This is a genomic window from Streptomyces sp. Ru73, assembly GCF_002920575.1.
Taxonomy (GTDB): domain Bacteria; phylum Actinomycetota; class Actinomycetes; order Streptomycetales; family Streptomycetaceae; genus Streptomyces.
This window is the reverse complement of record NZ_PQSQ01000081.1, coordinates 25,367-37,562: the sequence shown is the minus strand read 5'-3', so window position 1 is coordinate 37,562 and position 12,196 is coordinate 25,367. Positions and strand designations below refer to the sequence as shown.

Sequence of the window (12,196 nt, the reverse complement as noted above, 5' to 3'; positions counted from 1 at the left end):
CTGGACGCGCGTGCCTTCGCGGGCATCAAGGTCGCGGCCGTGGGCGAGCAGACCGCCAAGGCGCTCATCGCCTTCGGCGTGAAGCCCGACCTCGTCCCGAGCGGCGAGCAGTCGGCAGCGGGCCTGCTCGAAGACTGGCCGCCGTACGATCCCGTCTTCGACCCGATCGACCGGGTGTTCCTGCCGCGCGCCGACATCGCCACCGAGACCCTGGTGGCGGGCCTGATCGAGCTGGGCTGGGAGGTCGACGACGTCACGGCCTACCGGACGGTGCGCGCCTCGCCGCCGCCGGCCGCGACCCGCGAGGCCATCAAGGGCGGCGGCTTCGACGCGGTACTTTTCACCTCGTCTTCGACGGTGCGGAACCTCGTCGGCATCGCCGGCAAGCCGCACAACGTGACCGTGATCGCCTGTATCGGCCCGGCCACCGCCAAGACCGCCGAGGAGCACGGGCTGCGCGTGGACGTCATGTCGCCCGAGCCCTCGGTGCACAAGTTGGCCGAAGCGCTCGCGGACTTCGGGGCAGCCCGGCGTGCCGCCGCGTTGGAGAACGGTGACCCGGTCACCCGTCCGAGCGAGCGCCGGCCCGGATCGCGTAGGAGGGCTCGCAGTTGAGCAGCACGTACGGACGATTCCCCGGAGCGCGGCCGCGCCGGCTGCGCACCACGGCCACCATGCGCCGCATGGTGGCCGAGCACCGGCTCCACCCGGCCGACCTGATCCTGCCCGCCTTCGTGCGGGAGGGCATCTCCGAGCCGGTACCGATCGAGGCCATGCCGGGGGTCGTCCAGCACACCCGCGACACCCTGCGGAAGGCCGCCGCGGAAGCCGTGGCGGCCGGGGTCTCCGGGATCATGCTCTTCGGTGTCCCCGAGGAGTCCAAGAAGGACGCGAACGGCACGGCCGGCACGGACCCGGACGGCATCCTGCAGGTCGCCCTGCGGGACGTGCGGGCCGAGGTCGGTGACGACCTGGTCGTCATGTCCGACCTGTGCCTGGACGAGTTCACCGACCACGGCCACTGCGGCGTGCTGACCCCGGACGGCCGGGTCGACAACGACGCCACGCTGGAGCGGTACGCGGAGATGGCCCGGGTCCAGGCCGACGCGGGTGCCCACACGGTCGCCCCCAGCGGCATGATGGACGGCCAGGTCCGGGTGATCCGCGAGGCGCTGGACGGCGTCGGCCACCAGGACGTCTCGATCCTGGCCTACACGGCGAAGTACTCCTCCGCCTTCTACGGCCCGTTCCGCGAGGCGGTCGGCTCGTCGCTCCAGGGCGACCGCAAGACCTATCAGCAGGACGCCGCCAACTCCCGCGAGGCCCTGCGCGAGCTCGCGCTCGACCTCGAGGAGGGCGCGGACATGGTCATGGTCAAGCCGGCCATGCCGTACCTGGACGTCCTCCGGGACGTCGCGGAGTCGGTGGACGTGCCGGTGGCGGCGTACCAGATCTCCGGCGAGTACGCGATGATCGAGGCGGCCGCTGAGAAGGGCTGGATCGACCGCGACGCGGCCATCCTGGAGACCCTCACCGGCATCAAGCGGGCCGGTGCGCAGAACATCCTGACGTACTGGGCGACGGAGGTCGCCCGCCGTCTCTGACGCCTTCGGCGTCGCTCTTCCGGGCCCCTGCCGCCGTACGTGGTCACGTACGGCGGCAGGGGCCCGGGGCGTTCCCGTGCGGGCTACGGGTGGGCGTCACCGGCCCGCCGCGCTGGCGAAGTGGGCGTCGATCGAGGTGACGCGCCCCTGCCCGTCGAACCGGATGCTGACCGGCGTGCCGTCGGGCAGGACGACGGAGTAGCCGTCCTGCGTCCGCTGGAGTTCCACCCCGTGGCGGCCGAAGTACCCGGTCACGACCTGGTGCTCCGAGCCGCCGAAGATGCCGGCGCCGGTCATCAGGATGCGCGGCAGCTTGACCGGGTCGGGCGCGGACCGCGGGACGCGCGGATCGTTCGGCACGAAGTAGACGCGGGCGTCCGGGCTGGCCTGCACGCCGATGTACCCGGGCGCGCCGAGCACGCCCATCGCGCCGAACGCGAGCGTCTCCGCGGCCATCCGCGGGTCCGGAGCGCCGGCCAGCGGCACGACCTCGTTCGTGAACTCGGGGATCTGCTGCTCGTGCCCGAACCGCCGCACGGCGTGCGCTGCGCCCGCGACGGGCGCGTTCCCGAAGCCGGGGTTCGCCCATCCCCACAGCCATGATCCGTCTCTCGCGTCCCACGTCCCGAGCACGGATATTCGCAGGTCCTGGTGGCCCTGCCGGTAGTGGCACTGATCGAGATCAGCGCTCCAGTCCCCTTCGGGCAGAAATGCGTTGAACGTCTCCAACTGCTCCGCGCCCCAAGCGGCATACGGCTCCACCGCACGGACAAATGCCTCACTGAATGCTGCGCTGCTCATCCCCCGACCCTACGAAGGCCGCTGGCGCGGCCGAGGATCCGGGGCGACGGTGCGCGCCGTTTGCACGCCTAGGCCGGGTTATCCGCGCGTCGCGACGAATACGGTGAAATCTGCCCAGGTGGCGGGGGAGACGCGCAGGCGGGGGCCGTTGGGGTTTTTGGAGTCGCGGATGCGGATGCTGATGGATGCGACGGCGATCTCGACGCATTCGCCGCCGTCGCTGCCGCTGTAGCTGGACTTGAACCACTTCAGTGCTGGGGGCACTGCTGTTCCCGGGCAAAGGCGGTGAAGTCAGCCCAGGTATGGGGGCCAACGATGAGGGTCGGCCCCTCGGGGGCCTTGGAGTCACGGATGCGGACTGCGGTGGACTGGATGGCGATCTCGATGCAGTTGCCGCCTTGTTCGGTGCTGTAGCTGGACTTGAGCCAGTGCAGTGCGGCGCTCATTGCTCTCCTAATAGCCGGTCCAACAGGCCTTTGGAGTCTTCTGGGTTGAGAGCCTCCGTCCGCAGCATCGCATACTTGCGGGCCATGAGGCTGACTTGCTGCTGGTCGCTCACGAGCTGACCACCGCACTGCGTCTCGACGTAAGCGACACGGAGGTGGTCGGGGGTCTCCAGCAGGACACAGGGACCGGAGAGGCCGGGATGCGTCTCGTTGTCGAGCGGCATCACCTGGACACTGACACCGGGGAGGTCGGCGCACTCGCGTACTCGGCGAAGCTGCTCCAGGCGTACGGCCTCGCCGCCCAGCCGCTGCATCAGCACGTTCTCCGCGATGATGAAGCTCGCGTCGATCGGAACCTTGCGGCGGATGATGTCCTGTCGCGCCAGGCGTGCGGCAACACGCTCGTCGATCTCCTCCTCGGAAAGCACCGGGATTTCGTTCCGGAAGACGGCTCGGGCGTAAGCCTCTGTCTGGAGCAGGCCGGGGAAGACCTGGTTCTCGTACGAATAGTGCGCGATCGCCTCACGCTCGTAATCGATGAACTCCGCAGCCCACACCGGGTACTTCTCGACCTCCGGCATGTACTCGACGGCCACCGCGAGCACGCCGCGTGTGCCCAGTTCCAGGTCCAGGCGCTCGGCCAAGTCCCCCTTCAAGGGGCGTCTGCCCTGCTCGATCGAGGCGATCGTCTCCTCGCCGACGTTCAGGCGCTCGGCCAGCTCGCGCTGGGTATACCCGGCGAGGCGGCGGAAAAGGGCCAGTTGGGCGCCTACGAGGCGTAGCGTCGTCGCGGTCTTCCGGCGACTGGGATGATTCCGGGGCTGCATGGGGACCCACTCCCACCATTTTCCGCGCGTCACGCGCAGCGGACCCGTACAACGGATCTGTACGGGTGGACCGACTGCCTCAGCCTAGTTACGCACAGCAACATGCGTGAGGTGATCGACAACGAATGGTTGCGGGAGCGGTGTTACGCGCGGGCGCGCAGGTCCGTGCCGGAGGCGCGGGCGTTTGCCGCGCGCGCCTTCGCGGCCTGGGGGCTCGGCGACCGTACGGACGACGCGTTGCTGTGCGTGAGCGAGCTGGCCACCAACGCGGTGCGGCACGGCGTACCCCGGGGGCGGGCCTTCCGGCTCCGGCTGTACCAGTACGGCGACGACAGCGGCACCGTACGGATCGAGGTGCACGACTCCGGGCCGGGGTGGCCGCGTACCCCGCCCGCGCTCCCCGGCGCGGACGCGGAAGACGGCCGGGGCTGCTGCTCGTCGGGGCGCTCGCCGACAAGTGGGGCGTCGGCGAGCGGAACCCCGGCAAGGTCGTGTGGTGCGAGTTCGGAGACACGTAAGCGCGTGAATTGATTCGCAAGCTCGAGCTCGGATCAACGTATTCCGCTTCAGGTGAGTCTCAGGGGCTCGTCGCGTCCTTGGCATGGCTGACGAGGCCCGCAGTCACCCGGCGACGCCGGCGCCAACCTCCATGTAAGGACAACTGCTGGCGATGACACACGCCCACTCATCGACATGGTCTTCTGGGGTCTCTCTTGTCCATGGCAGTGGAGCATGGCGAACACGCCTGCTCGACCCCCGGCTGCGGAGCTTCAGCTCTTGCCGGCTGCATGTCGCCGGCAGGCTCCATCAACGACAAGAGAAGGGCAGCGCGCGGTCGGAACTGGGCTTACTGTGGCTCCGGAAACCGTATGCATCAAGGGGGACTTGTGATGGTTGCGCATGCTGCCGTAGTGGCGGACACGTTCATGGGGCAGCAATGAACAGTCGCAACGATGCCCAGGCCAGCCACCACGGCCGCGTGTACCAGGCATCCGGGGACCAACATATCGTCGAGCACCACCACTACGACCCTGTGTGGGCGGCGCCCGATTCCGTGCGCCGCCCGGCTGTAGGCCGGTTCCCCGAAGTACTACGGGACCGTGCCGAGCTGATGGAACACCTGCGGGCCGCCGTCGCCTCTGGTGGCAGCAACCAGGTGTACGTCCTCCATGGGCTCGGAGGCTGCGGCAAGACGGCCGTTGCCTGCGCGCTCTTCAGTCACGCGACAACCGACGGCGGACAGGTCGGCCTCTGGGTGAATGCCTCCGACGTAACGTCTCTGCGCACCGGCATGCTCGCTGTGGCCGCCGACCGCGGCGCCTCGGATGGCGAATTGACAGCCGCGCGCAGTGGGCTGCGGGCCGCCGCCGACCTGGTCTGGGACCGACTGGACCGTTCAGACCGGCCTTGGCTGCTGGTGATCGACAACGCCGACGATCCTGCTGTCTTGAGAGAGGGCAGTTGGCTGCGCTCCAGCCCCCGCGGCACCGTGCTGGTCACCACCCGCCAAGCAGCGGCCCGCTGGTGGCCTGGCGCCGAACTGCTTCACGTGGGGGTACTTCCACGCAACGACGCTGCCAAGGTGCTCTGTGACCTCGCGCCTGAGGCCGGGACGGCCGAGGAAGCCGCCGAGATCGCCGATCGGCTTGGTCGACTGCCCCTCGCGCTTACGCTTGCCGGTACCTTCCTGGCTCACCAGGTAATCGACCCCTGGACGATGACCCAATACAGCCACCACCTCGACGGTGGCCGGACAACCGACACCATTGCGCTGATCGATCAGGGCGCAGCAGTCCTCGGTGCTGATTCGCGCCACCTGGTCAGCCGCACCTGGCAGCTCTCGCTCGACACGCTCGCCAATCATGGCGCGCCCGAGGCTCACACGTTGCTGCGGTTGCTTGCCTGCTGGGCCGGAGATCCGCTGCCGCTTTCCCTTCTGGCCGGAGTCGAACTCGGTTCGGACCTCCCAGCTGAACGTGTGGAGCCAGCGCTGAGGGGGCTACTCGACCACTCCCTCACTGAATTACTGACGGGTACCCCACGTTTCCTGCGCACTCATGGTGTACTGCTCGACAGCGTGGCCGGGCGTACGCCGACAGAGCAACATGAACCGCTCATCACCAAAGCCGCTGAAGTGCTCCTGGATTCCTTGCCGGCGGTGCCCGAGCGGGGGGCTCAGGCCGCCGACTTCACTCCGCTCGTACCGCATGTGCTGGCGCTTCTGCGCCGTACGGTGCAATGGGGCGATGTCGACGGTGCGATCGTCGAGAAGCCTGCAGAATGCTCTGTGCGCCTCGCACTGGCTTTGCATCGCGCGGGCGACTATGGTTCAGCGCTCGCCCTGGGTGAAAGATCCGTCGATCTCCTAAAAATGCGCTTGAGCGGCGACCACCCTTTGGTCTTGAGGCTACGCCAACGCATAGGGCGCACACTTAGCCGGCTTGGTCGCTTTGAAGAGGCTGAAACCATGCTCCGCGAGACTCTCGCAGATTGCGAACGCAGTCTGGGGCCAAACGCGCTGGATACACTTGAAAGCTGCCTCTCGCTTTCGTCCCCGCTCTATGCCCTCGGTCAGACATCTGAATCTGTCGAGCTGATCAAGCGAACCGTAGCTGGCCGGAGCAAGACGCTGGGGCCAGTACATCCTCTGACGCTACTCGCGAGAAGATACTTGCTGAGCGCCCCTCCGGGCCCAGGGCTTGAGGAGGAAGCCAGGAAAGGGGCAGCGCTCCTTTCGGACTGCCGCCTTGCGCTGGGCCAAGAGCATTCGATTACTCTGACAGTGGAGCATCAATATGCGCATGCTCTATTGTTCACAGGTCGTCCTGCCGAGGCGCTCCCGCACATTCAAAAAGCATTCGCTGCTCATAAAGAGCGCTATGGATCCGACTATCCGGTCACATTGAGTGTCCAGTCGCTCCTCAGTCAGGCACTTGCGCAATTGGGGGATATGCCGGAAGCGATTCAGCACGCGGAAGAAGTCGCGCGAAGGAGGCTGCGGGTTCTCGGTCCGGAGCATCCCTGGACGCTGATTGTTCAGGAGCGTGTAGCGCAATACCGATCCTCTCGAAATGCTTGACAGCATCGAGACCGGCGTATTCTCAGAAGATTTCAGCCGGCGAAGTGCACGGCGGTGCAACAGTCGCTCAGCGGAGAGGCCGACTACGGGCGGACGGCGCCCCTGCCTTACGGCAAGGAGGGGCTGATCGCCCCACTGCTGTGTCGTTCACAACGTGGCTGGGCCCGTGTCTGGCCTGCCGGCCGACCGGCACGCCCGGCTGGTCTTCCCGCTGGCGCTGGTCGACGCGGACTTCGCTCCGCTGACGCCCGGGCGAGAGGCGCTGCACCGCAGTGCCGTGCAGCTCGTCAAGGCACCGGGCCCACCGTGCGTAATCTCCTGCGGGACTGAAATCCCGCGGCCGACGGCCCGCTGCCCGGTGCGGAGGTGCTGACCGGCACCCGGATGCCGGATGCCCCGGGCGCCGGGAACAGCCGGTCAGTCGACCGGCCGGTGTGCCTTGGAGTCGTCCTCCGCGCTCGGGCGCAGGACCGTCCAGACGGCGAAGGCCAGCGCGACGGCCAGCAGGCCGATGCCGACCCACAGGTTGATGCGGAGGCCGTTCGCCTTGGCGATCTCGGCCGGGCCGTCGGTGAGGCCGAGGAAGGTGAGGACCACGCCGTACAGGCCCATCAGGCCGGCGATCAGGACCCGCAGGTCCAGGCCGCGGCGGGCCTTCGCGGGCGCGGCGGGCGTCTCGGGCGGTTCGGGCTTCATACGGCGATCACCAGCCAGACACTCAGCGCGGCGGTCAGGGCGAGGACGGTACAGCCGAGGACGACGGGCGAGCGCCACCACGGCTGGCGGACCGCGGCCTCGTGCGCGTCGGGGGAGTCGGGGTCGGGCAGGCCGCGGACCAGGCCCAGGAGGGCCGAGTCCGGCTTGGGCTTGGTGACCAGGGTGACCAGGACCGTGACGACCAGGTCGACGACGAACGCGACCGCGGCGCCGTAGAAGTTGGCCATCTGGGCGTTGATCTCCCCGCTCATGTCGCCGCCGGGGTAGAAGTACGCGAGGTGGTAAGCGGAGAAGTGGGCCGCGGCCGCTGCCGCCGTGCCGGAGATCATGCCCCAGAAGCCGGCCCACGGCGTGACCCGCTTCCACACCATGCCCAGCAGGAAGGTCGCGAAGAGCGGGGAGTTGAAGAAGGAGAACAGCAGCTGCATGTAGTTCTGGATGTTGCTGTACCCGGAGGCGATGAACGCCGTGCCGACGCTGATCGCGATGCCCGCGACGGTCGCCAGCCGCCCGGCCGTGAGGTAGTACCGGTCGCTGCGGTTCTTCTTGATGTACGGCTTCCAGATGTCGTACGTGAAGACCGTGTTGAAGCCGGAGATGTTGGCCGCCATGCCGGCCATGAACGCAGCGAGCAGGCCGGTCAGCGCGATGCCCAGGACGCCGTTGGGCAGGTAGCGCTGCATCATCTCGGGGATGACGTCGTTGTACGTCGGACCGCCCGGCTTCCCCAGCCTGGGGATGAGGACCAGTGCGATCATGCCGGGCACGACCGTGAACAGCGGCAGGGCCATCTTCGGGAAGGCCGCGATGATCGGCGTGCGGCGCGCGGAGTTGAGGTCCTTCGCGGCCAGCGAGCGCTGCACCTCGGCGAAGTTCGTCGTCCAGTAGCCGAAGGCCAGTACGAAGCCCTCGCCCATGGCGAGCGCGATCCAGTCGCCCAGCGGGTTGTTCCAGTGGCCGACCTGGGTGCCCTGCCAGGTCTTGAGCAGGTTCGGGTCCAGATGCTGGATGTGCTGGTGCAGGCCGTGGAAGCCGCCGACGGTGTGCAGGCCGATGGCGACGATCGGGATGAGACCGGCCAGGATGACGAAGAACTGCAGGACCTCGCCGTAGATCGCGCCGGCCAGGCCGCCGAGCGTGATGTACGCGAGGACGAAGACCGCGGAGAGCACGATCGACAGCCACAGCGGCCAGCCGATCAGCAGCTTCACGATCAGCGCCAGCGCGAAGAGGTTGACGCCGGCCAGCATGACCTGGGCTATCGCGAAGACGACGCTGTTGAGCAGGTGCGTCTGGGCGTTGAAGCGGCGGCGCAGGTACTCCGAGACGCTGTGCACGCGAGTGGAGTAGTAGAACGGCATCATCACGATGCCGAGGAAGACCATGGCGGGGATCGCGCCGAGCCAGTAGAAGTGCACGGCCGCCGCGCCGTACTGGGCGCCGTTGGCCGCGCCGCCGATGATCTCCAGGGCGCCGAGGTTGGCGGAGACGAAGGCCAGGCCGGTGATCCACGCGGGCATCGAGCGGCCGGCGAGGAAGAAGTCGCCGGAGCTGGCGACGGCCCGCTTGGTGTAGACGCCGATGGCGATGATCGCGATGAAGTACGTCGCGAGCATGAACCAGTCGACGGGGCGGAGGTCGAGGGTGCCGCTCATGCGTCCGCTCTCCCCTCGCCGGTCTCGGCTTCCTGCGGCCGCGGGGCCGTGCCGGGCGCGAACTCCACGACCAGGTCGGCCCGCTCGCGACCGGGCGCGACCCGGCGCGCGTTGGCCTCGTCGGAGGTGAGGACGAAGTCACGGGCGTGCTCGGGCGTCTTGCCGAACCGCTCGTGCCGGGCGATCAGCCGCCCGACCCGCTCCTCGGCCGCCAGCTCCACCCACCACGTCTCGTCCAGCAGCGGGCGGACCGCGGGCCACGGTTCCTCGTCGAGCAGCAGGTAGTTGCCCTCCGTGATGACCAGCGGGACCTCGGGCGGTACGGGCAGGGCGCCGGCCAGCGGCTGCTCCAGCTCCCGTTCGAACGCGGGCGCGTAGACGATCTCGCCGGCCCGCGGGTCGCGCAGCCGGCGCAGCAGCGCCGCGTATCCGTACGCGTCGAACGTGTCGGGCGCGCCCTTGCGGCCCATGCGGTCCAGGCGGCGGAGTTCGGTGTCGGCGAGGTGGTAGCCGTCCATGGGGACCAGGACGGCGCGGTCGCCCAGCGCGTCGGCCAGGTACGCGGCGAGCGTGGACTTGCCGGCGCCGGGCGGGCCGGCGATGCCGAGGATGCGGCGGCCGCCCGCGGCGGCCAGCCGCTCGGCGCGCGCAACGAGTTCGTGCGGAGTCATGGGAGAGCTTTCGACGCGGAAAGGAGCGGGACAGGGAAGGGAGGGGGCGGAGGCCGGTGGCCGTCCGCGGCGGGACCGGTCGGACGCCGGTGGCCGCCCGGGACGGGGGCGGCGGGATCGGTCAGACGCCGGTGGCCGGCCGCGACGCGGCCTTGAGCTGGCCGGCCATGTACGCGCGGGCGTGTCCGGCCAGGTCGGCGCTGTCGTCCCAGAGGTTGCGCCAGACGGCGAGGTCGTTGGAGAGGCCGGGGGCGACGACGGCGGAGGAGAAGGACTCGAAGGTGATCGGGCCGTCGTAGCCGATGTCGGCGAGGGCGTGGAAGAAGGCCGTGAAGTCGATCGTGCCGGAGCCGAGATAGCCGCGGTTCGACTCGCCGACGTGGACGTAACCGAGGCGGTCGCCGCAGGCCAGGACCGGCCGCACGAAGTCCTGCTCCTCGATGTTCATGTGGTACGTGTCCAGGTGGACCTTGACGTTCGGCGGCGCGCCGATCTCGTCGATCAGCTCCAGGCACTGGGCCGCGGTGTTGATCAGGTTGTTCTCGTACCGGTTCACGACCTCCAGGCCGAGCGTGACGCCCAGGTCGGCGGCCTCGGCGGCCAGCCGGCGCAGCGCGGCCACGGCGTGCGCCCGGCCCCGTGCGGTGGGTTGCTGCCCGTACTTGCCGAGCGCGCCGTAGAGGACGCCCGTGAAGTACTCGCCGCCGAGGTCACTGGTGATCCGCAGCGCCTGGCGGAGCAGTGCCTCGCCGCGCTCCGAAGCGGCCGGGTCCTCGGCGGAGACGTCGCAGTCGAAGGAGAGCCCGCGCGAGCACGCCACCGCCAGGCCGTACTCCTTCAGCACCTCGCGGGTGCCGGCGATGTCGACGATCTCCGGGTCGTGCAGGGATATCTCGACCAGGTCGTAGCCCGCCGCGCGGCTGCCGGCCGCGGCCTTGCGCGCGCCCTCCCGGTCCCAGTCGCCGGTCCAGACGAGTGCGTGTACGCCGAGTGTGCTCATGGCGGGTCTTCCTCTCCTGCGGTCCGGCGCGCCTGATGGTCCCGGCCGCGCCTTGTCGCGTTGATGCTAGGCATCTTTTGTAAGATGGACAAGCAAAAGATGTGGTGAGCCAAGGCATAGGTAGGCGTAAGGTGGGGGCGTTGCCGAGGAACGAGGAGGCAGGAAGCGGTGGCGGAGGCGACGACGGCGCTGCCGGGCGGGGGCCGGGCCCATCCCACGGGGCCGGGGGCCGTACTGGAACTGATCCGCAGCGGACGGGCCACGACCCGGGCGGAACTGATGGCGGCGACCGGGCTCTCCCGCTCCACGATGGCCGCCCGCCTCGAAGCGCTGGACGCGGCGGGCTATCTGGAGGACGCGGGCACCGGCGGGGCCACCGGCGGCCGGCGGGCCGGCTCCTTCCGGCTGCGCCGGGACTCCGGCGTCCTGCTCGTCGCCGACATCGGCGGCAGCCACCTGCGTACCGCCGTCACGGACATGGCCGGCAGCATCCTCGCCTCGGACCGGCGGGGCCTGGACGTCGCGGACGGCCCGCAGCGGGTGCTCACCCAGGTGCAGTCCGACTTCGACCGGCTGCTGACCACGGTGGACGTGGACACCGACGCACAGCCCGTACGCGGCGTGGGCATCGGCGTGCCGGGCCCGGTCGAGGCGGGCACCGGGCGGGTCGTCAGCCCGCCGATCATGACCGGCTGGGACGGTTACGAGGTCCCCGCCTTCTTCCGCGACCGCTACGACTGCCTCGTCCTCGCCGACAAGGACACCAACCTGATGGCGCTGGGCGAGCACCGCGTCAACTGGCCCGACGAGGAACACCTGCTCTACATCAAGGTCGGCACCGGCATCGGCTCAGGGCTGGTGCTGGGCGGCCGGCTGCACCACGGCGCGCGCGGCGCGGCCGGCGACATCGGCCACATCCCCGCCCCCGGCGTCGACGAGGCCGACGCCGACGCGCCGGCCTGCCGCTGCGGCAACACCGGATGCCTGGAGGCACTGGCCGGCGGCTGGGCCCTGGTCCGCGACCTGGCGGCGGCCGGCCACGAGGTGACGGCGACCGACGACGTGGTGGCGCTGGTCAGGGACGGCAGCCACGACGCGGTACGGCTGCTGCGCCAGCGCGGCCGCCTCCTCGGCCGCGCCCTGGCCGACACCGTCAGCCTGCTCAACCCCTCCCTCCTCGTCATCGGCGGCGAACTGGCCCACGCGCAGGACCACTTGATAGCGGGCATCCGCGAGGTGACCTACCGCCGCTCCCTCCCCCTGGCCACCCGCGACCTCCGCGTCGTCACCTCCGACCTGCGCACCAGAGCCGGCGTCACCGGCGCGGCCCACATGGTCGCCGACGCCCTCTTCGCCCCGGCCACGGTGGACGAGGCACTGGCACAGGGACGCTGAG

Annotated in this window: 12 protein-coding genes and 1 pseudogene; 5 read left to right on the top strand and 8 right to left on the bottom strand. The window is 69.5% G+C overall.

Annotated elements, in window-relative coordinates:
* Together C3486_RS27785 and hemB are read left to right on the top strand one after the other, a co-directional pair.
* Positions 1–615, top strand: a 615-nt coding sequence (locus C3486_RS27785; protein WP_146075072.1) for a uroporphyrinogen-III synthase, incomplete at its 5' end; no start/stop codon positions are given.
* Positions 612–1,604 (top strand): porphobilinogen synthase, encoded by a 993-nt coding sequence (hemB, locus tag C3486_RS27780; protein WP_103835518.1) that lies wholly within the window; start codon positions 612–614, stop codon positions 1,602–1,604. The genes C3486_RS27785 and hemB, both read left to right, overlap by 4 nt.
* Positions 1,605–1,700: 96 nt before the next feature.
* Here hemB and C3486_RS27775 read toward each other — a convergent pair whose 3' ends face one another.
* The 4 genes from C3486_RS27775 to C3486_RS27760 all read right to left on the bottom strand — a co-directional run bounded on the left by C3486_RS27775 (position 1,701) and on the right by C3486_RS27760 (position 3,678).
* Complete coding sequence (locus C3486_RS27775) at positions 1,701–2,405, bottom strand: DUF6882 domain-containing protein (RefSeq protein WP_103835517.1); 705 nt, start codon at positions 2,403–2,405, stop codon at positions 1,701–1,703.
* 78 nt (positions 2,406–2,483) lie between these two features.
* The gene (locus C3486_RS27770; RefSeq protein WP_103835516.1) at positions 2,484–2,669 is read right to left on the bottom strand and encodes a DUF397 domain-containing protein; all 186 of its coding nucleotides are present in this window, start codon (positions 2,667–2,669) and stop codon (positions 2,484–2,486) included.
* Complete coding sequence (locus C3486_RS27765; RefSeq protein ID WP_103835515.1) at positions 2,654–2,851, bottom strand: DUF397 domain-containing protein; 198 nt, start codon at positions 2,849–2,851, stop codon at positions 2,654–2,656. The genes C3486_RS27770 and C3486_RS27765 overlap by 16 nt, the downstream gene beginning before the upstream one ends.
* Positions 2,848–3,678: a helix-turn-helix transcriptional regulator gene (locus C3486_RS27760; RefSeq protein WP_103835514.1), complete on the bottom strand. Its 831-nt coding sequence runs from the start codon at positions 3,676–3,678 to the stop codon at positions 2,848–2,850. The genes C3486_RS27765 and C3486_RS27760 overlap by 4 nt, the downstream gene beginning before the upstream one ends.
* Before the next feature lie 102 nt (positions 3,679–3,780).
* On the opposite strand from C3486_RS27760, the pseudogene C3486_RS27755 reads away from it, so the two are divergent.
* Both C3486_RS27755 and C3486_RS27750 read left to right on the top strand, forming a co-directional pair.
* Positions 3,781–4,196, top strand: a pseudogene (locus C3486_RS27755) (ATP-binding protein).
* Positions 4,197–4,615: 419 nt separating this feature from the next.
* Complete coding sequence (locus tag C3486_RS27750) at positions 4,616–6,757, top strand: tetratricopeptide repeat protein (RefSeq protein ID WP_103835513.1); 2,142 nt, start codon at positions 4,616–4,618, stop codon at positions 6,755–6,757.
* A gap of 417 nt (positions 6,758–7,174) precedes the next feature.
* Here the strand turns inward: C3486_RS27750 and C3486_RS27745 are convergent, their stop codons facing one another.
* The 4 genes from C3486_RS27745 to C3486_RS27730 all read right to left on the bottom strand — a co-directional run bounded on the left by C3486_RS27745 (position 7,175) and on the right by C3486_RS27730 (position 10,800).
* A complete protein-coding gene (locus C3486_RS27745) occupies positions 7,175–7,453 on the bottom strand; it encodes a hypothetical protein (RefSeq protein ID WP_103835512.1) in 279 nt (92 codons plus the stop codon).
* Positions 7,450–9,129 carry a sodium:solute symporter family protein gene (locus C3486_RS27740; protein ID WP_103835511.1) on the bottom strand — a complete coding sequence of 560 codons (1,680 nt, stop codon included), beginning with the start codon at positions 9,127–9,129 and terminating at the stop codon, positions 7,450–7,452. Before C3486_RS27740 ends, C3486_RS27745 begins: the two co-directional genes overlap by 4 nt.
* Positions 9,126–9,800 carry a nucleoside/nucleotide kinase family protein gene (locus C3486_RS27735; RefSeq protein WP_103835510.1) on the bottom strand — a complete coding sequence of 225 codons (675 nt, stop codon included), beginning with the start codon at positions 9,798–9,800 and terminating at the stop codon, positions 9,126–9,128. The genes C3486_RS27740 and C3486_RS27735 overlap by 4 nt, the downstream gene beginning before the upstream one ends.
* 121 nt (positions 9,801–9,921) lie before the next feature.
* The gene (locus tag C3486_RS27730) at positions 9,922–10,800 is read right to left on the bottom strand and encodes a sugar phosphate isomerase/epimerase (protein ID WP_103835509.1); all 879 of its coding nucleotides are present in this window, start codon (positions 10,798–10,800) and stop codon (positions 9,922–9,924) included.
* A 168-nt stretch (positions 10,801–10,968) separates the two neighbouring features.
* Between C3486_RS27730 and C3486_RS27725 the strand changes: the two genes are divergently transcribed.
* Complete coding sequence (locus C3486_RS27725) at positions 10,969–12,195, top strand: ROK family protein (RefSeq protein WP_258053032.1); 1,227 nt, start codon at positions 10,969–10,971, stop codon at positions 12,193–12,195.
* Position 12,196 lies beyond the last annotated feature (1 nt).